At 69.6% G+C, this 19,445-nt stretch carries 15 protein-coding genes; 7 read left to right on the forward strand and 8 right to left on the reverse strand.

Annotated features, from left to right (window positions below):
- Positions 1-70: 70 nt before the first annotated feature.
- The 4 genes from sucC to J2847_RS31560 all read left to right on the forward strand — a co-directional run bounded on the left by sucC (position 71) and on the right by J2847_RS31560 (position 4,589).
- A complete protein-coding gene (sucC, locus tag J2847_RS31545; protein ID WP_209782685.1) occupies positions 71-1,270 on the forward strand; it encodes an ADP-forming succinate--CoA ligase subunit beta in 1,200 nt (399 codons plus the stop codon).
- Positions 1,270-2,145, forward strand: coding sequence for a succinate--CoA ligase subunit alpha (gene sucD / locus J2847_RS31550; protein WP_209782686.1), 876 nt, complete (start codon positions 1,270-1,272; stop codon positions 2,143-2,145). The genes sucC and sucD overlap by 1 nt, the downstream gene beginning before the upstream one ends.
- 123 nt (positions 2,146-2,268) lie before the next feature.
- Positions 2,269-3,153: an IclR family transcriptional regulator gene (locus tag J2847_RS31555; protein WP_209782687.1), complete on the forward strand. Its 885-nt coding sequence runs from the start codon at positions 2,269-2,271 to the stop codon at positions 3,151-3,153.
- A 425-nt stretch (positions 3,154-3,578) separates the two neighbouring features.
- Complete coding sequence (locus J2847_RS31560; RefSeq protein WP_209782688.1) at positions 3,579-4,589, forward strand: NAD(P)H-quinone oxidoreductase; 1,011 nt, start codon at positions 3,579-3,581, stop codon at positions 4,587-4,589.
- 18 nt (positions 4,590-4,607) lie between these two features.
- Here J2847_RS31560 and J2847_RS31565 read toward each other — a convergent pair whose 3' ends face one another.
- Positions 4,608-5,135, reverse strand: a complete 528-nt coding sequence (locus J2847_RS31565) for a hypothetical protein (protein WP_209782689.1) — start codon at positions 5,133-5,135, stop codon at positions 4,608-4,610.
- 234 nt (positions 5,136-5,369) lie between these two features.
- On the opposite strand from J2847_RS31565, the gene J2847_RS31570 reads away from it, so the two are divergent.
- Positions 5,370-7,685 (forward strand): CHAT domain-containing protein, encoded by a 2,316-nt coding sequence (locus J2847_RS31570; RefSeq protein ID WP_209782690.1) that lies wholly within the window; start codon positions 5,370-5,372, stop codon positions 7,683-7,685.
- Between the two features lie 36 nt (positions 7,686-7,721).
- Here J2847_RS31570 and J2847_RS31575 read toward each other — a convergent pair whose 3' ends face one another.
- Complete coding sequence (locus J2847_RS31575; protein WP_209782691.1) at positions 7,722-9,398, reverse strand: caspase family protein; 1,677 nt, start codon at positions 9,396-9,398, stop codon at positions 7,722-7,724.
- A gap of 233 nt (positions 9,399-9,631) precedes the next feature.
- Here J2847_RS31575 and J2847_RS31580 point away from each other — a divergent pair, with 233 nt between their 5' ends.
- Together J2847_RS31580 and J2847_RS31585 are read left to right on the forward strand one after the other, a co-directional pair.
- On the forward strand, positions 9,632-10,177 hold the full coding sequence (locus J2847_RS31580) for a TetR/AcrR family transcriptional regulator (protein WP_209782692.1): 546 nt from the start codon (positions 9,632-9,634) through the stop codon (positions 10,175-10,177).
- Positions 10,178-10,234: 57 nt separating this feature from the next.
- Complete coding sequence (locus tag J2847_RS31585) at positions 10,235-11,758, forward strand: MFS transporter (protein WP_209782693.1); 1,524 nt, start codon at positions 10,235-10,237, stop codon at positions 11,756-11,758.
- A gap of 57 nt (positions 11,759-11,815) precedes the next feature.
- Here J2847_RS31585 and J2847_RS31590 read toward each other — a convergent pair whose 3' ends face one another.
- The 6 genes from J2847_RS31590 to J2847_RS31615 form a co-directional block, all read right to left on the reverse strand.
- Complete coding sequence (locus tag J2847_RS31590) at positions 11,816-12,601, reverse strand: SDR family NAD(P)-dependent oxidoreductase (RefSeq protein WP_209782694.1); 786 nt, start codon at positions 12,599-12,601, stop codon at positions 11,816-11,818.
- A gap of 53 nt (positions 12,602-12,654) precedes the next feature.
- Positions 12,655-13,809: an acetoin dehydrogenase dihydrolipoyllysine-residue acetyltransferase subunit gene (locus tag J2847_RS31595; protein WP_209782695.1), complete on the reverse strand. Its 1,155-nt coding sequence runs from the start codon at positions 13,807-13,809 to the stop codon at positions 12,655-12,657.
- Positions 13,810-13,853: 44 nt separating this feature from the next.
- Positions 13,854-14,891 (reverse strand): alpha-ketoacid dehydrogenase subunit beta, encoded by a 1,038-nt coding sequence (locus tag J2847_RS31600; protein ID WP_209782696.1) that lies wholly within the window; start codon positions 14,889-14,891, stop codon positions 13,854-13,856.
- Between the two features lie 34 nt (positions 14,892-14,925).
- On the reverse strand, positions 14,926-15,909 hold the full coding sequence (locus J2847_RS31605; RefSeq protein ID WP_209782697.1) for a thiamine pyrophosphate-dependent dehydrogenase E1 component subunit alpha: 984 nt from the start codon (positions 15,907-15,909) through the stop codon (positions 14,926-14,928).
- Positions 15,910-15,953: 44 nt separating this feature from the next.
- The gene (locus tag J2847_RS31610) at positions 15,954-17,027 is read right to left on the reverse strand and encodes an ATP-NAD kinase family protein (protein WP_209782699.1); all 1,074 of its coding nucleotides are present in this window, start codon (positions 17,025-17,027) and stop codon (positions 15,954-15,956) included.
- Between the two features lie 168 nt (positions 17,028-17,195).
- The gene (locus tag J2847_RS31615; RefSeq protein WP_209782700.1) at positions 17,196-19,166 is read right to left on the reverse strand and encodes a sigma-54-dependent Fis family transcriptional regulator; all 1,971 of its coding nucleotides are present in this window, start codon (positions 19,164-19,166) and stop codon (positions 17,196-17,198) included.
- Positions 19,167-19,445 lie beyond the last annotated feature (279 nt).

Below are 19,445 nucleotides of genomic sequence, written 5' to 3' on the forward strand. Positions count from 1 at the left end.
CCTTGACCCTCTCCGGGGGAGAGGGGACACGCGGCGAAGACGCCCGTTCCTATTGGGAACCAAGACCACCATGAACATCCATGAGTATCAGGCCAAGGAGCTGCTGAAGTCGTACGGCGTCGCCGTGCCGCGCGGCGGTGTGGCCTACACGGCGGAAGAGGCCGAGGCGGTTGCCCGCGAGCTGGGCGGTCCGGTCTGGGTCGTGAAGTCCCAGATCCACGCCGGCGGCCGTGGCGCCGGGCGCTTCCAGGACAACCCGGATGGCAAGGGCGGCGTCCGCGTCGTCAAGTCCATTGAGGATGTGGGCAAGAACGCCGGCGAGATGCTGAACCACATCCTCGTCACCAAGCAGACCGGCCCGGCGGGCAAGGAGGTCAAGCGCCTCTACGTCGAGGAGGGCGCCGACATCAGGCGCGAGCTGTATCTGGGATTGCTGACCGACCGCGCGTCCGGCCGCGTCACCATCATCGCCTCGACCGAAGGCGGCATGGAGATCGAGGAGGTCGCCCACAACACGCCCGAGAAGATCGTCAAGGTCGCCGTCGATCCGGCCACCGGCATCCAAGGCTACCACACCCGCAAGATCGCCTTTGCCCTCGGGCTCGAAGGCAAGCAGGTCGGATCCGCCGCCACGTTCATCGCCGCCGCCTACAAGGCCTTCGTCGAGCTGGACTGCGCGATCGTCGAGATCAACCCGCTGATCGTTACCGGCGCTGGCGACATCCTGGCGCTCGACGCCAAGATGAGCTTCGACGACAACGCCCTGTTCCGCCACAAGGACGTGGCCGCCCTGCGCGACGAGGCCGAGGAGGACCCGGCGGAGATCGAGGCGGCCAGGCACGACCTCAACTACGTCAAGCTCGACGGCAACATCGGCTGCATGGTGAACGGCGCCGGCCTGGCGATGGCCACCATGGACATCATCAAGCTGTACGGCGGCGAGCCGGCCAACTTCCTCGACGTCGGCGGTGGCGCCACCAAGGAGCGCGTCACCGCAGCCTTCAAGCTGATCCTCTCTGACCCGAACGTCGAAGGCATCCTGGTCAACATCTTCGGCGGCATCATGCGCTGCGACGTCATCGCCGAGGGCGTGGTGGCCGCCGCCCGCGAGGTGCACCTGCACGTGCCGCTGGTCGTCCGCCTGGAGGGCACCAACGTCACGCTGGGCAAGGAAATCCTCGCCGAGTCCGGCCTGCCCATCGTTTCCGCCGACAATCTGGCCGACGCCGCCGAGAAGATCGTCGCCGCCGTGGTGAAGGAAGCCGCCTGATGGCCGTTCTCGTCAATGCCGACACCAAGGTGATCTGCCAGGGCTTCACCGGAGCCCAGGGCACCTTCCACTCCGAACAGGCCATCGCCTACGGCACCCGCCTCGTCGGCGGCGTCACGCCGGGCAAGGGCGGCTCCACCCATCTCGACCGCCCGATCTTCGACACGGTGGCCGAGGCGGTGGAGAGGACCGGCGCCAACGCCAGCGTGATCTACGTGCCGCCGCCCTTCGCGGCCGACGCGATCCTGGAAGCCATCGACGCCGGGATCCCGCTGGTCGTCTGCATCACCGAGGGCATCCCGATGCTCGACATGGTGCGCGTCAAGCGCGCCCTGAACGGCTCGGCGACCCGCCTGATCGGGCCGAACTGCCCCGGCATCATCACGCCGGACGAGTGCAAGATCGGCATCATGCCCGGCCACATCCACAAGCGCGGCAAGATCGGCATCGTGTCCCGCTCGGGCACGCTGACCTACGAGGCGGTCGCGCAGACCACGGCGGCCGGGCTGGGGCAGACCACCTGCATCGGCATCGGCGGCGACCCGGTCAACGGCACCAACTTCGTCGACAGCCTGGAACTGTTCGTGAAGGACCCGGAGACCGAGGGCATCATCATGATCGGCGAGATCGGCGGCGACGCCGAGGTCAAGGGCGCCGAGTTCCTCAAGGCGTCGGGCACCAGGAAGCCGGTCGTCGGCTTCATCGCCGGCCGCACCGCCCCTCCGGGCCGCCGCATGGGCCACGCGGGTGCCGTGATCTCCGGCGGCAACGACACCGCCGACTTCAAGATCGATTTCATGAAGTCGGTCGGCATCGCCGTCGCCGACAGCCCCGCTTCGCTTGGCTCGACCATGCTGAAGGCCATGCACGGCTGACCCACCGCCTGAGCGACCGGGCGCCGCGAAGGGAGCGGCGCCCGCCCTGAAACCGACACCAAACCAACCAGCCAAACCAACCACAGGCGTGGACCACGCGCCGGATCACCGAGGGAGACGGATATGAAAGCGCAAGCCCAGACGCGGACCGCCCGCCGGATCACCCACGACAATCCGCAGGACGGCGCCGCCGCCATCATCAAGACCGCCGTCGTGAAGAGCGACGACGTCAAGGCCGAACGCGGGCAGGTGGTCCAATCGCTCTGCCGCGCCCTGAACATCCTGACGATCCTGGGCGAGGCCGACAGCCCGCTCAGCCTGACCGAGATCGCCGACGCCGCCGACCTGTCGCCCTCGACGACGCACCGGCTGCTGACGACCCTGCAATACGAGCGCTACGTCCGTTTCGACCAGAGCGCGCGCGGCTGGGTGGTCGGCGTCCAGGCCTACATGACCGGTACCAATTTCCTGAAGACCCGCAACCTCGTCGACGTCGCCCGGCCGCGCATGCGCCGCCTGATGGAGGAGAGCAGCGAGGTGGTGAACCTCGCCGTCGAGGAAAACGGGGAAGCCATCTACCTCGCCCGCGTCGGCGGGCCGCGCGTGGCGCAGGCCGCCGTCCCGCAGGCCGACCGCACGCTGCTGCATTGCTCGGCGGTCGGCAAGGCGCTGCTCGCCGGCATGCCGGAGACCAAGGTTCAGGCCATCGTCACCCAGCGCGGCATGCATCAGTTCACCCGCACGACCCTGTCGTCGCTGCCCGCCCTGCACCGTGACCTGTCGCTGATCCGCAACCGTGGCTACGCGCTCGACCAGGAGGAGCGGGTGTCCGGTCTGCGCTGCATCGCCGCCCCGATCTTCGACGAGAACGCCCGCGTGATGGGCGCGCTCTCCGTCTCCGGCTCCAGCCGGCGCATGGAGGAGGCGCGGGTCATCGCGCTCGGCGAGATGGTCAAGCGCGCCGCCGCCGCCGTCACCCTGGAGATCGGCGGGCGTCCGCCGGGCTGATCGCGCCGCCGCGCACGAGTCACATGAATCACACGGACGCCAAGAGCCGGAGGGTCTGAACGGTTCCCATCCGGTGTTTTCCTCCCTGGCGCACTCGGGCCGCATTCCGCAAGGAATGCGGCCTTTTTTCCGTGTTATCATCATCATTTTTCAAGTTTTCGCGGGATGGAAAAACATCGTTTTTTCGGTTCTCCGATCCGGAAATCGTGCGAATGTGGCTTCGGGGAAGGGGATTTCCTTTCTCATCGGGCGGATGTGTTGTTTTGCATGTTCGCGCTTCTCTCGGATACTGGCCGCGCCCCTTACCGGGCGCGGTTTTTTTGTGCACCCGTTTCCGCATGGTAAAATCCCCCCGGTCCCGGCATGGACGTCGCCGCGCGCCCTCCGCACAGTGTCCGCCGGTTGTTTCGCGGCAAGAGGGACGCATGAGCGACAGCAGAAGCATGATGGCGGTCGAGATCGCCCAGCCCGGCGCGCCGGAGGTGCTGACCCCGGTCCGCCGTCCGATCCCGGTTCCGGCGGCGGGCGAACTGCGCATCGCCGTCGCGGCGGCCGGCGTCAACCGGCCGGACGTGCTTCAGCGGCTCGGCAAATACAACCCGCCGCCCGGCGTCAGCGACATCCCCGGCCTGGAGGTCGCCGGCACCGTCGATGCGGTGGGGGAGGGGGTGACGGGCTGGGCGGTGGGCGATCCGGTCTGCGCGCTGCTGGCCGGCGGCGGCTACGCCGAATATTGCACGGCGCCCGCCGCGCAATGCCTGCCGGTGCCGCACGGCCTGTCGATGGCCGAGGCCGCCGCCCTTCCGGAGACGTTCTTCACCGTCTGGTCGAACGTGTTCGAGCGCGGCGGGCTCCAGCCCGGCGAGGCGCTGCTGGTGCATGGCGGCACGTCGGGCATCGGCACCACGGCGATCCAGCTCGGCGCCGCCTTCGGCGCCCGCGTCTTCGCCACCGCGCGCGGGCCCGACAAGGCGCGGGCCTGCCTCGACCTCGGCGCCGAGCGCGCCATCGATTACGGCACGGAGGATTTCGTCACGGTGGTCAGGGAGGCCACCGACGGCGCCGGGGTGAACGTCGTGCTGGACATCGTCGGTGGCGACTACGTCGCGCGCAGCCTCGACGCGCTGGCGGTCGAGGGGCGCTACGTCTGCATCGGCTTCGTGCGCGGGGCGACGGCGACGGTGAACTTCTTTCCCGTCATGACCAAGCGGCTGACCCTGACCGGCTCCACCCTGCGCGCCCGGCCGGTCGCCTACAAGCGGGCGCTGGCCGACCAGCTCCGCGCCAGGGTGTGGCCGCTGCTGGAGGCCGGCCGCGTCAAGCCGGTCGTCCACGAGGTCTTCCCGCTGATCCATGCCGCCGAGGCGCACCGGCTGATGGAAAGCAACCGGCATGTCGGCAAGATCTTGCTGGCGGTCGGCTGGGCGGGGGAGTGAACCCGCGCCCCGGTCGTTTCAGGGGGTGGTTCCCGTCCGGTTGAAGTCCTTCAGCACGCTGGAATAATAGGGAGCTGCGTAGGGGGACTTGTCGGTCGGGTCGGCGGCTTCCCACAACTGGCCGCCGATTCCGCCGCCCACGGCGCGCCTTTGCGCCTTTTTGTCGGATCCCAGCATGGCCAGGAGGTCGGCCCCGCTGACCTTCGCCTCTCCGGTGATCTCGGTGCGGACCGATTCCCGCAGGAATTCCGTCCATTCCGCCTGCTGGCGCCTGATCTGCTCCAACTGGCGGGCGGAATAGGTCCGCGTGTCCTCCAGCGGGGCCAGCGTCATCGTCGCCGACAACGCCTTGTGGAGTTCCTTCGTCGCCTCCCAGTCGGGCACGAGGTCGAAGCTGTTCCGGTCGGTCAGCTTCAGGTCGTAGACCGGCTCCAGGATGCCCTTGCCGCTCTTGATGAAGCTCAGCGCGACATCCTGGTGGCTCGCGTTGAAGACCAGCTTGCCCGTCCGCGCGCCCCCCTGGGCGGGTTGGGTGTAGGCTTCCATCCGCGGCGCCGGCGCATCGGACGATCGGTCCACCGCCGCGCTCATCGCGTTCCCCATGCCCGTCTGGACGCAGCCGGACAGGAGGAAGGAGGAAACGGGCACGGCCGCCGCGACGCGCAGTGAAGCGGGGATTTCGTATTTCCCGATCGTGTTTGGCCTTGCCCACACGGAAAAAGGCAAATTATGATAATTCATCAACTTTTGCATTTCAAATCATTGCGTGGGATTCCCATAATGACGATGTGCATTCGCCATGGCCGGTCGCGCGGCGGGGCGGTGAAGCCCGCGAACTGGCCGTCCCGCATCGCCGCCGGTCTCCTCGCCGTCAGCCTTGGCGCCTGCGCCTCCGAAACGGTGATCGGCGTCCGCGACAGCCAGCTCGCCCAGCGGATCGACCGCCTCAACGCCACGCAGGGGGCCTACGAGCGGCAGGAGCATTCCGAGGCGGAACGCCTGATGCTCGCCGAACTGAAGGCCGCGGCATCGGCGTCGGAGAAGCAGCATCTGCTGAACGAGCTGGCCGACCTCTACAGCTACCATCTGCTGGACATCGAGCGGGCGATCGAGGCCGACGGCCAGATCCAGGCCATCGGGGTCCTGGCCGCCGAAAGCGGCTTCAAGTCGAACTCGGCGAACAACCGCATCCTGAAGGACACGGCGTACCGCGACCGCTACGTCAATGTGTCCTCCGGCCAGATCGTCGCCGGTTCCCGCGAGCGCATGGCGCGGAACCGCAGCCTGCTGTCGGGATCCTCTCCGACGGCGGGCCGTATCCGGTCGCGGAGCGAGATGGAGGACTTCCTGGCCGCCGTGAACGCCGACCTTCTCCAGACCTACCCCGGCACGGCCGACCGCAGGCAGGTGATCAGCCGGCTGATCCGGGCCGAATGGGAGCTCATCAATCTCGGCGCTCCGCCGCGCGCGCTGGCCGGTGCCGGTCTCGCCCGGAAGGAGGGAATGAAGCCGACGGACTTCTTCTTCCAGGAAATCGACTTCCTCTCCCTGTCGCGCTACTACGAGGCCGTGTTCGACCGCACCGGCGATCTGGAAGCCGAGGAGATGGCGCTCGCCGTCGTCTACATCCCCTACAGCAACATCACCGATTACGCGTCCCGCTGGTCGTACAACCGGCTGGTCAACCGGCACATCGATAAACTGATCGAGACCTGTCACAAGGCCCAGCGCCTTCACGACATGCTCTATTACATCTCCCTGAACAAATCCCGGATGATCCTGGAGGAGCGCGCCCGCTACAGCGCGCAGAGCCCACGCCTGGCGGGCGGAAGCCAGATCGTCGCGATCGATCCGGTCACCCATCTGCCTGACAAGCAGGCGTTCCTGTCCCGCGCGCGGTCCGCTCCACCCTTCCTGGACTATTACATCGCCGGCGACTATCAGGCGGCGCCCGCCCGTTCGCCGCTCGCCCTGGCGTCGCGCCGCGATTCCGCAGGATCCCTGATGGAGCTGCGGGCGGTCGCCGTGGCGGCGAAGCCGGCGGGCTCCGCCGTTCCGCAGCCGGCCCGTCCCGCCGCCGACGGCGACGTCTTCGTCGAGGGCGCCCTCTACATCACCTATCTGGAGCGCGGGGCGATCCAGGCGCGCCGCCTGTCGGGCTCCCAGATCGGCGCCCTGCGCGCCAGCATCGACGAGGAGATCGCCGGCCTGGAGGCCGAGTATCTGTTGCTCGATCCGAGCCGCGCGGTCGCGGTCGCCGCCGGACCCGCCCCGGCCAGCCCGGCTGCCGCTCCCGTCGCGGCCGCTCCTTCGCCCACGGGCCGTCGGCGCCCGGCCGCCGGGGCGGCGGCGAAACTGCTCCTGCCCTTTCCGGTGGAGGCGGGCACGGTGGTGTCCCCCGACAAATGGCTGTCGAAATACCCCTTCGCCCTCGCCATGGGGACCGATGCGCCGAGGGCGCTCAACCTCATGGGCTTCGCGCCGCAGTCGCGGCTGTCCACCGCCAGCGTCCTGGGCCTGTTCAACCCGACCGGCGACCTGCTGGATTCGGAGTTGGAGATCCCCCACATCTCCCGGAATTTCCCGGGCTCGCAGCTGCTGGCGCGTGCGGAGGCGTCGAAGAGCGCGTTCGGCGCGGCCGGCGGCCGCTCCATCCTGCACCTGTCGATGCACGGACTCTACAACCCGGACGATCCGTCGGCGTCCAAGCTTCTGTTCGCGGGCAGCCGGATCGACGATTCGTCCAACGACGCCGCCGCCCTCTACGCCCGCGACATGCTGAGCTTTCCGGCGGCCCAGGGCAACGAGCTCGTGTTCCTCGCCGCCTGCGAGACCGGCCTCACCGCCAACGACAACCGGAACAGCGCGGAGCTGCTCGGGATTCTGCGTCCTCTGCTGATCGGCAACAACAAGAACATCGTGCTGACGCTGTGGAAGGTGAACTCCATGACCGCCGGGAAGTTCGTCGAGTATTTCTACGACGCCCTCGGCAAGAGCAGGGATGTCCGGCAGGCGTTCGCCTCCAGCCAGGAGCGGCTGCGGGCCGAATATCCGGACTCGCCCTACATCTGGGCTCCCTACTACCTGATCCAGTAGCCGCGGGGGAGGCGCTGGCGCTTGGTTGATGGGGCGCTAGCGCTCGGTGGTTTCGATGAACAGCGCCGTCTCGGCGTAGCGGCCGGGGTTGGCGTCCATCCACGCGGCGATGCGGTCGAGCAGGCGCTTCATCTCCTTTGGCCGCAGGCTGGAATAGGCGGTGTTCTTCGGGATCAGCTCGTTCAGGAAGGGCGGCTTGTCGAGGAAGGCGATCGACTTGATGAGGTCGGTGCCGAACGGCGCGGTGACGAAGAAATACTCGCCGCCGCTCGGCAGGGTGACGGGCTGTCCCGCGGCGGCGCGCGCGACGGGGGTGAGCTGGTTGGGCAGCAGGATGTTGACGCTGCCGTCGGAGGACGCGGCGATCAGCAGGAGATGGGCGTCCTTTTCCGATCTGAGGCTGTAGGACAGGCGTTCGTCGTTCACGAAACGGTCCTGGCCGTTGCCGGTGGACAGGCTGAGCCGGAAGCCGGCCGAACCGCGTCCCAGCAGCAGAAGGTCGCTGTTCTCGGCGATGACCTTGAGGGATTTGACGAGATCGACGATCGGCGACGAGCGGTCCCAGTTGGGCCGGGCCGAGGTGGAGACCCCGACCGCGACGGCGCGGCGCGCGAAGCTGCGCTGGCCCGCCGCCGAATTCAGCGCGGGGTTTTGCAGCTTCAATTGCAGGCCGTCGCCGACGCCGACGAACACCGCGTCCGCGAGGTCCGGTTCCACGGTCAGCCGCACGAGCGAGGAGGGGATCTGCTTTTCGATGAGCTGGCGGATCGCCGAGCTGTCGTCGACGTTGCGGAACCCGACGGTCAGGGCGCGGCGGGAGACCGGCGGGTCGCGGGGGGACTCCTTGAGCGCCGGCGGGCTGCCCGCCGCCGGAGTGGTCGCCGCCTGGGTGATCGCTGTCTGTGCCGCCGCCGGGCGCTCCGCCAGCCAATATTGGGCGCCGCCGAGGGAGGCGGAGACGAAGGGGCGCTGGCGGCCCTGGGTGGCCGTCTGGACACCGTCGCGCACCCGCTCGAACAGCGTGCGGAGTTCCAGGCCGGGGGTCGCGATGTGCTTGAGCAGTTCGGCGGTGTAGGGGCTGTGGAGCCCGGCGCCATCCTCGGCGACCGTGTTCGCCTCGCTTGCGAAGGCGACCAGGACGTCGCTTCCACGGTTGTCGGGGGGCGCGATCCGCGCCAGCCCGCGGGTGGCCACGCTGCCGACGCTGCGCCGGTCCAGAAGCCGGGCGAGCTCGGCGGCGAAAGGGTTGTCCCGGCAGGCGTCGAAAATGGCGACGCGGAGCTTGCGCGCTCCGCGCATCCGGTCGAGGATCTGGTTCAGATACATCGACGACCGGTCGACCTCGCCGAGGCGGGTCAGCCGGAAATCGACCGGCAGCAGATAGTTCCGGTCCGCGAGCTGTATGCCGTGGCCGGCGAAATACGCCAGCACAACGTCGGGTGCCGTCTGCCGGGCGGTGTCCTCGAGGCGGCGGACAAGCGCCTGCATGCCGTCGAGGTCGAGGTCGTACCCGTCGACCACCGTGTAGCCGAGGCGCCGCAGGGCGTCGGCCACCGCCTCCGCGTCCCGCCGGGCGTTGGGCAGCCTGTCGGCGTTGCGGTAGTCGCTGTTGCCGACGACCAGCGCCAGACGCTCGGCGGACACCGGCTGGCAGCTCATCCAGGTGGCGAGCAGCGCAAGGGCGAAAACCAGGAAGCGGACCGGATTGTTCATCGCTTCACTCTTATCCTGATGGAGCCCGGCCCGGTTGCGGCCGCCGGTGGAAAATGGCCGTTGGATTTCCCATTTTCACCTTATCGGGATGACGCCGAAACCGTCAAGCTGGCGGCCGGCGTTGCGGCGTGCGTGCCGGCCGGACGCCCCGCCCCTTCGCAAGGCGCTTGTCCGTGGACGTGTCCGCAGTTACAAATCCATCCGTATGGATTTGAATAAGACCGGGAGGTTTCATGGGACGCCCGCCGACGATCGACCGGGACAGGGTTCTGGACATCGCCGAAGGAATTCTGCTGAAGGCGGGGACCGGCGGCCTGACGATGGACGCCGTCGCCAAGGCCGCCGGCGTTTCCAAGGGCGGCGTCCAGTCGCGGTTCGGGACCAAGGACGACCTGATCGCCGCCATGATCGAACGCTGGGGACGCGAGTACGACGCCCAGATCACCGCCCTCGCCGGGCCGTCGCCGACGCCGGTGGAGGCAGTGCGCGGCCACGTCGAGGCCACCATGGCCATGGACGCCGACAGCCATGCCCGGGCGGCCGGCATGATGGCGGCGCTGATCGAGGCCAAACAGCACATCGACAGCACCAGGGCCTGGTACGGGGAGCGGTTCGGCGGTCTCGATCCCCGTTCCGAGGAAGGGCGCCGGGCCAGGCTCGCCTTCCTCGCCGCCGAGGGCGCGTTCCTTCTGCGCGCCTTCGGCTTCATGGATTTTCCCGACGAGGAATGGGGCAGCCTCCGGCACGACCTGCGCGCGCTCCTCGACGGCCGGAGCTGAATGGAGGCCGGTCCTCCCGGCGTCCCGCCTCCGTCACCACCAAGGATCCCCCGACTCATGGCTCCCGGCACCCGATGGCTGACCCTGGCCACCGTTTCCAGCGCCCTGTTCCTGATCGTCGTCGACATGACGGTGCTCTACACCGCCTTGCCGACGCTCACCCGCGACCTGGGGGCCACCGCCTCGCAGAAGCTCTGGATCGTCAACGCCTATCCCCTGGTGATGGCGGGGCTGCTGCCGGCCTCGGGCACGCTGGGCGACCGGCTGGGCCACAAGCTGATGTTCATGACCGGCCTTCTCGTGTTCGGCCTGGCGTCCTTCGGCGCGGCCTTCGCGCCTTCGGCGGCGGCGCTGATCGCCGCGCGGGCGGTGCTGGCGGTCGGGGCGGCGATGATGATGCCGGCGACGCTGTCCCTGATCCGCCTCACCTTCACCGACCCGGAGGAGCGGTCGCTCGCCATCGGCATCTGGGCCGCCATCGCCTCCGGCGGCGCCGCGGCCGGTCCGGTGATGGGTGGGGTGCTGCTGGAGCATTTCCGCTGGGGGGCGGTCTTCCTGATCAACGTGCCGGTGGTCGCGGCGGCCCTGGCGGGCAGCGCCCTTCTGCTGACCAACCGTCCCGGGGACGCCGGGCATCCCTGGGATCTGGCCGGTTCGCTCCAGGCCATGATCGGGCTCGGCGGCCTGGTCTATGCGCTGAAGGAAGCCGCCAAGCGCGACCCTTCCTGGGAAGCGGCCGGGTTGGCGCTGGCCGTCGGCCTGATCGCCACGCTGCTGTTCGTGCGCCGGCAGCGCCGCGCCCGCTTTCCGCTGATCGATTTCTCGCTGTTCGCCGACCCGCGCTTTTCGGCGGGCGTGGCGACCGCCCTGACGGCGTCGGCGGCGCTGATCGGGATGGAGCTGGTGTTCAGCCAGCGCCTCCAGCTGGTGCTGGGGTTGTCGCCGCTCGACGCCGGCCTGCTGATCCTGCCGATCCCGCTCGCGTCCCTGGTGGCGGCACCGCTGACCGGGCTGGCGCTGTCGCGGCTCGGCTCCGCGCGGGTGCTCTGGGGGGCGCTCATGGTGACCGGGCTGGCCCTGATCGCCTTCCTCGCCAGCCACGACGGCCCCGCCGCCCTGTGGATCACCGCTCTCGCGGCGATGGGGTTCGGGAGCGGCGCCGCGGTGACGGCCGCGTCCTCGGTCATCATGCTCTCGGCCCCCGAGGAGCGGGCCGGAATGGCCGCCTCGATCGAGGAGGTCTCCTACGAGCTGGGCGGAACGCTCGGCATCGCGCTGCTCGGCAGCCTGATGTCGGTGCTCTACACGCGGGCCATGCTGGTCCCGCAGGGGATCGCGATCGCCTCCGAAGCGCGCGACAGCATCGACGAGGCTCTCGCTCTCGCCCAGGGGCTGGCGCCATTCCAGGCGGAGCAGGTCGTCGGCGTGGCGCGGGCGGCCTTCGACCAGGCCTTCACCGGCGTGGTCGGCGTGGCCGCCCTGATGCTGGTCGCCGTCGCGCTCGTCGTTCGCCACCGGCTTGCCGGCCGGGAGGAGGCCGAAGGCAGCGGCTTGCCGGAACGGCGCGCCGATGGCTGCTGAGCGAGGGTTGCCGAGCGTGGATTGCCGGCCGGGTTGGCCGGCTTCGGCGGCCGCCGGTCAGGTGAAGACCATGCCGCCGTCGACCATCAGCGACTGACCGGTCATGAAGTCGGAATCGGAGGAGGCGAGGAAGCGCGCCACCCCGACCAGATCCTCCGCCGCCGAGGGCCGGCCGAGCACGGCGCCGGCCGCGAACATGTCGAACGCCTCGTTCTCGGTCCGGGTCAGGCCGGTGTCGCGGAAGCCCTTGTCGATGACCTTCCACATCTCGGTCGCCACCACGCCGGGGCAGATGGCGTTGGCGGTGATCCCCTCCTTGCCGAAGGCGCGCGCTGCCGCCTGGGTCAGGGCCACGACGGCGAACTTGCTCGCGGAGTAATGGGCGAGCGGCTCGTAGCCCTGCTTGCCGGCGATGGAGGCGGTGTTGACGATCTTGCCGCCGCCGCCCTGGGTCCGGAAGGTCTTGATCGCCTCCTGCATGCCGATCAGCACGCCCAGCGCGTTGACGTCGGTGACGAAGCGCCAGTCCTCCTCGGTGATGTCGAGGAAGGGCTTGGTCTGCGCCACCCCGGCGTTGTTGAAGAGAACGTCGAGCCGGCCGTACGCGCGGACCGTCTCGTCGATCATGCGGCGCACGGCGTCGCGGTCCCGCACGTCGACCGTGACGGCGATGGCGGCGCCGCCGGCCGCGCGGATGGTTTCGGCGACCTGCTCGGCCTCGTCGGCGGTGCGGTCGGCGATGGTCAACCGGGCGCCGTCGGCGGCGAGCGCGCGGGCGATGGCGGCGCCGATGCCGCGTCCGGCGCCGGTGACGATGATGCTCTTGTTCCTCAGATCGGGCATGATGGGTCTCCTTTGACCGGTGCGCCTTCCGTGGCGCGCCGGTCCGCAAGGGGTCAGGTGGCCGTGCCGGTGGCGGGGGTGCCGATGTGCTCCTTGAGCAGGGCGTTGACCTTGCCCGCCGCCTCCATCTGCACCATGTGGCCGGCGTTGGGGATCACCACGCTCCGCGCAGCATGGCCCAGCGCCGTGGCGTGGGCGGCGGGGATGACGCGGTCCTGCTCGCCCCACACCACCAGGGTCGGCAGTCCGGTCGCGGCGACCGCGCCGGCGAGGATTTCGGCCTGCGCGCCGTCGGCGAACAGCGCGGCGGACAACGCCCGCAGCGCCGCCTCGACGCCGTCCAGCCGCTTGTACTTCAGCAGGTCGTCGACGAGCTTGCGGCCGACCAGGCTCTGGTCGGCGAACAGCGTCTCCAGCACCGGCTTCAGGTCGCGGCGGGAGTTGGCCGCGGTGAAGCCCTGGATGTAGCCGTGGTCGATGGCGCTCCCCAGCCCGGCCGACGCGATCAGCGACAGCGACGCCACCCGCTCCGGCGCGTCGAGCGCCGTCCGCATCGACACCGCACCGCCCATCGAATGGCCGACGAGGTGGGCGCGGTCGATGCCGGCCGCGTCCATGAAGCCGAGCACCGCCTTCGACAGGCCCGCCAGGGTCGGATCGGCCAGGGTCTTGGCCGATTGCCCATGCCCCGGCAGGTCGAGCGCGTAGACGGTGGCGCTCTCCGCCAGCGCGTCGATGGTGAACAGCCAGTTGTCGAGGTCGCCGCCGAAGCCGTGCAGCAGCAGGACGGCCGGCCCGCTCTCGCCGCGCGTCCCGTCGCGCTTGGCGTAGCGCAGCGTTCCGGCCGGGGTTTCGGCGAAGTGGTAACGGGGGCCGGCTTCCTCCTCTTCCCCTGCGCCGCCGGTCGCCGGCGCGGCGTAGGCGTCGATGAAGGCGTCGATCTCGCTGTCCGGCACGTCGGGTTCGGCCAGCACGGCGATCAGCGCCTTCACCGGATAGACGGTGCCGGGCTCGCCCAGCACCCGGCGGAGGATGCCGCTGTCCCCCGCCTCGACGACGTTGGTGATCTTGTCGGTCTCGACCTCCAGCAGCTCGTCGCCGAGGGCCACGCTGGCCCCCGGCCGCTTCAGCCAGCCGGTGAGCTTGCCCTCCGACATGGACAGGCCCCATTTCGGCATGACGATGGGCTTGATGCGCTCGTTCAACATGAATTCAGGCTCCGGCGGAAATAAGGCGGCCCGTGGCGGCTCCATCAGGCGGCGATGCTGCGCGGCGTGGTGCCGGTCGGCGCCAGCGTGCGGAGTGCGGCGGCGGCGATGGCCTCGGCGCTGGGGACGTAGAGATCCTCCAGCGACGGGGCGAAGGGCACCGGCGTGTGCGGCGCCGTCACCATCTGCACCCCGGCCTTCAGCGCGCCGAAGGCGTGTTGCCCGACATAAGCCGCGATGTCGGTGGCGAGGTTGCAGCGCGGGTGCGCCTCGTCCACCACCACCAGCCGGCCGGTGCGCTCGACGCTCTCGACGATGCTGTCCCAATCGATCGGCGACAGGGTGCGCAGGTCGATCACCTCGGCCTCCACCCGCTCCCTGGCCAGCGCGTCCGCCGCCGCCATGGCGCGGTGGACGGTCAGGCCGTAGCTGACGATGGTCACGTCGTCGCCGTCGCGCAGGACGTTCGCCTCGCCGAAGGGGATGGCGTAGGATTCGGCCGGAACCTCGCATTCCATTCCGTAGAGGTTCTTGTGCTCGCAGAAGATGACCGGGTCGTTGTCGCGGATCGCCTGGATCAGCAGCCCCTTGGCGTCGTAGGCGTTGCTCGGGCAGACCACCTTCAGGCCGGGGATGTGGGTGAAGAGCGGGGTCAGCATCTGCGAATGCTGGGCCGCCGCGCGGAAGCCGGCGCCGACCATGCCGCGGATGACCACGGGGGTTTCCGCCTTGCCGCCGAACATGTAGCGGAACTTGGCCGCCTGGTTGAAGATCTGGTCGAAGCAGACGCCCATGAAGTCCATGAACATCAGCTCCGCTACCGGCCGCAGCCCGCAGGCGGCGGCGCCGATCGCCGCGCCGATGTAGGCCGATTCCGACAGCGGCGTGTCCATCAGCCGGTCGCCGTGCTTGGCGTGCAGCCCCTTGGTGACGCCGAGCACGCCGCCCCAGGCGTCGGCCTCGCCATGGGCGCCGGTGCCGCCGACGATGTCCTCGCCCATGACGATGACGGTGGGGTCGCGGCGCATTTCGAGGTCGAGCGCCTCGTTGATCGCCTGTTTCATGCTGATCTTGCGGGACATGGCATTTCCTCCGCGTGGCTTGTTCGTTTGGAACTCAGTAGGCGACGTAGACGTCGGTCAGCAGATCGCCGGCCGCCGGCAGCGGGGCGGCCTTGGCGGCGCGCACGGCGTCCTCGATCAGGGCGGCGACCTCGCCGTCGATGGCCTGCAACTCGGCGCGCGCGATGACGCCGGCCTCGATCACCCGCTCGCCCAGCATGACCAGGCAGTCGCGCGACGCGCGCAGGGCCTCGACCTCGCCCTTGGCGCGGTAGGTCTGGGCGTCGCCCTCGAAATGGCCGTAGAAGCGGACCATGTTGCATTCCAGCAGCGCCGGGCCGCCGCCCTCGCGGGCGCGGCGGATGATCTCGCCGGCCGCCTCGTGGACCGCGAAGAAGTCGGTGCCGTCCACCGTGACGCCCGGCATGCCGAAGCCGGTGGCGCGGTCGACGTAGCTGTCGCAGGACACCGCCCATTCCATAGCCGTGGATTCGGCGTAGCCGTTGTTCTCCACCACGAAGACCACCGGCAGGTTCCACACGGCGGCGAGGTTCAGGCTTTCCAGGAAGGTCCCCTGGTTGGAGGCGCCGTCGCCCACGAAGGTGATGCCGACCCCGCGGTCGCCGCGCACCTTGGCGGCGAGCGCCGCGCCGCAGATCAGCGGGGCGCCGGCCCCCAGGATGCCGTTGGCGCCCATCATGCCCTTGGACAGGTCGGCGATGTGCATGGAGCCGCCCTTGCCCCGGCAGGCGCCGGTGCTGCGCCCGTAGATCTCGGCCATCATCGCGTGGACGTCGACGCCCTTGGCGATGCAGTGGCCGTGCCCGCGGTGGGTCGAGGCGATGCGGTCATTGTCGTTCAGATGCATCATGATGCCGGTGGCGCAGGCCTCCTCCCCGGCGTAGAGGTGGACGAAGCCCGGAATGTCGCCCTTGGCGAAATCGACGTGCAGCCGCTCCTCGAACTCGCGGATCGTCCGCATGGTGCGGTAGGCGCGCAGCAGGTCGTCCTTGCTGAGCGGAAAGGGATTCTCGGTCACGGTGGTTCTCCCCGGTGCGGTTGGCGGTTGTTGGGAGGCGGTGCTCAAAGATCGGCCGAGACCGGCACGGGGGTGCCGGTCAGCAGCCGGTTCTCGGCGGCGTGCCGCATGCAGCCGCTCACGTTCACGGTGCGGAAGGCGTCGTCGCGCAGGGTCAGCGACAGCCGGTCCCGCGCCGTGAAGGACAGCTCGCGTTCGCCGTCGAGCGCGATGGTGCCGGCCTCGACCTCCGGGACGAAGGGCACGCCGGCCGGCATGCGGCGCCAGTCGGTGACGCCGACGGCCGCCATCATCCCCGGCGCGATGGGCGCCCGCAGGATGGTCCCGCCGGGACGCGGCCCGGACGGTGGGGACGTCTGGCCGGCGGGCGACAGCCGCACCATCAGCCCGCCGCTCTCGCCGCGCGTGACGGGCTCGAGCAGCCCGGCGATGGCCGACATGCCGATCACCTCCGGGTCGGCGAAGGTGACGTAGAGTTCGCGGAAATTCTCCGTGCGCCACAGGGCGCGGGCGCCGATGTAGCGCTCGGCGACCAGCGCCACGTCGACCAGGGCGATCTCCGACGGGGTCTCGCCGTTGATCGCCACGTCGATGCGCTTGTTGCCGGCGAAGGCGATGTGCGGCGGCACCCGGCCGGTCACCGCCAGCCCGGTCGCCAGCCCGGTGATGGTCGGTTCGCGGTGATCGGGAAAGGCGTTGTTGGTGCCGGTCGAGATGCCGGCGATCGGCACTGCGCCGCACTGGGCGGCCACCGCCCGGTGGGTGCCGTCGCCGCCCAGCACGACGATGGCGGAGACCCCGGCCTGCCGCATCGCGCGGGTGGCGCGGTGGGTGTCCTCGACGGTGCCGGTGACCGGCATCGCCACCGGGTGGATGGCGGGGTAGGGATCCTCGCCATGAGCCCGCGCCCGCGCCACCCCGCGTTCGACATGGCCGCGGATGCCGCCCTTCTCCGGCATCATCAGCACCTCGGCGACGCCGCAGGCGCGCAGCGCCGCCAGCACGCGCAGCAGGATGTTCGCCCGGTCGGTGACCTGGAGGTTCGCCGCGTTGGCGACGACCCGCCGGATGTCGCGGGCGGAAACGGGGTTGGCGACGATGCCGACGACCGGAGTCACGATGCGTCCCCTTCATGCGTGGATGCCGAAGGGAAGAGAGCAACCGGCGTGCCAAGCCGTCAGTGTGGCCGATCATCACGATTTTCAACGATCGGTGCGCGATCCGGCGGCGCGTGCCGCGTCACCTGTTGCGCAACCTGTTGCATCGGCCTGCAACAGGTGTGGCGTTCAGTCGAGCCGATGCGGCGCGACGATGCCGAAGCGATGCATCTGGCGGTGGACGGTCGATCGGTCCACCCCCAGCGCCCGCGCCGCCGCCGACACGTTCCAGTGATGGCGGCGCAGGGTCTCGCGGAGCCGGGCGGCGGGATCCTGGCCACCCTCCTCCGGCCGAACCGGAGCGGGCGTTGTCATGGTGGACGCCGCGCCGTTGGCCGGCCACGCCCTGAACAGCCCGCTGTGCTGCACCGGCTCGGGAATGTCGGCCAACTCGATCACCCCGGCGGTGCAGACGGCGCAGGCGTAGTCCAGCGCGTTCACCAGCTCGCGCACGTTGCCCGGCCAGGGATGGGCGCGCAGGGCCGCCAGGGCCGTCGGGGTCAGCCGGTAGGCGCTGGCGTCGCGCGCCGCCCGCTCGGCCAGCAGCCGGTCGATCAGCCAATCGAGGTCGCCGCGCTGGCGCAGCGGCGGCACGGTGAACACCGCGCCGTTGAGACGAAAGTACAAGTCGTCGCGGAAGCGCCCGGCCTTGACCATCTCGATCAGGTCGCGGTGGGTGGCGCCGATGACGCGGATGTCGACCGACACCGCCCGCGTCCGGCCGACCGGCGTCACCTCGCGCTCGGCCAGCACGCGCAGCAGCCGGGTCTGCGCCGTCAGCGGCATGTCGCCGATCTCGTCGAGGAACAGGGTGCCGCCGTCGGCTTCCAGGATCAGCCCCTTCTTGCCGCGCGCCGCCGCTCCGGTGAAGGCTCCCGGCTCGTGGCCGAACAGCTCGCTTTCGATCAGCGCCTCCGGCAGGGCGGCGCAGTTGACGGCGACGAAAGGCTTGCCGCGGCGGGCGCTGGCCCGGTGCAGCGCCTTGGCGAGATGCTCCTTGCCGGTGCCGGTCTCGCCGTGGATCAGCAGGCTCATCCGGGTGTTCACCAGCTTGGCGGCGCGCGTCAGCACCGCCTTCAAAGCCGGATCGCCGCCGGACACCGCGCACAGCGGCTCGGGCAGGGGTTCGGGGTGATGGGAGCCGTCGCCGCCATGGGCGCGCGGCAGGCTGACGGCCGGCGGTGGCATCGCCTGGGCGAACAGTGGCGTCCCGGTGCGTCGCAGGCGGAGCGTGCGCTGGTCGCTCGGCAGCGAGCGCACGAAGCGGACGAGATCCTCCACCTCGCAGTCGAACAGCTCGGCGAAGGAGCATCCCAGCGGCGACTCCGCATCCTCCGGCGCCAGCAGCCGGCGGGCCTTGTTGTTGAAGCCGATGATGCGGCCACCGCCGTCGAGCGCGATGACGTAATCGGGATCGACCTCGGCGAACTCCTGCGACGCCGACAGCTTCACCACCCAGTCGCGGCGGAAGTTGTTGTAGAGATTGGCGTTCTCGATCTTGTGGACATAGGTCTTGACCATCTGGAGCGCCAGATGCTGGCTGATCTTCGGTTCCGGCGAATGGAGTGCCGAGACGTCCAGCACGGCGGCCAGTTCGCCGCCGCTTTCAAAAACCGGGGCGGAGCTGCAAGTCAGCGGGATGTGGGTCGTGTCGAAATGGTCGGTCTGGTGGACGGTCAGCGCCGTGCCGGTGGCGATGCAGGTGCCGACCGCGCAGGTGCCGGCGTGCCCCTCGTTCCAGTCGGATCCCAGATAGAGGCCGGCCCGCCGCAGATGGTTGTCGAAGGTCGGGTCGCCGATGAAGTCGACGGTGATCCCGTTGCTGTCGGTCAGCAGCAGCACGTAGCCCATCCCCGCGACCTGCCGGTACAGCGCTTCCAGCCCGAAGCGGGCCGTGCGCAGGAACTCGTCCATCGCGTCGCGGTGAAGGCGCAGCCGTTCCTGCGGCAGGATGCGGGCCTCGCGCCCGACCGTCGGGTCGAGCTTGTGGTCGGACACGCAGCGTCGCCACGAGGCCTCGATGATCGGATCGCGGTTGGACGCGACGCCGCCGGAGACACGGACAAGCTCGTGGATGTGCGCCGTGCAAGCGTTGTCCATTGCCGAGCCTCCCGGTTTACAGTATGTTTTGCCAACCAACAAAGCGATGCCACACTATCAACCCGGCATCGTCCGGCGCAACCTGTGCAAAAGCATCGACCCTGGACCCGCCTCCGGGAGGGGGAACCGTGTCCGTCAAAAAAGTGCAGCAGGGACGAAAAAAGGGGTTGCGCGTGTTTGGTGGGGGCGCCTATAACCCGCTCCACCGACGGGGCGGCGCTTCACGAAGCGGCGCGGCGGCGGAGAAAAAGGAAGCGGAAACAAGCGGTTGAGCTGGTT

Origin of the sequence: Azospirillum agricola (genome assembly GCF_017876095.1) — a bacterium.
In the GTDB taxonomy this organism is placed as follows: Bacteria; Pseudomonadota; Alphaproteobacteria; order Azospirillales; family Azospirillaceae; genus Azospirillum; species Azospirillum agricola.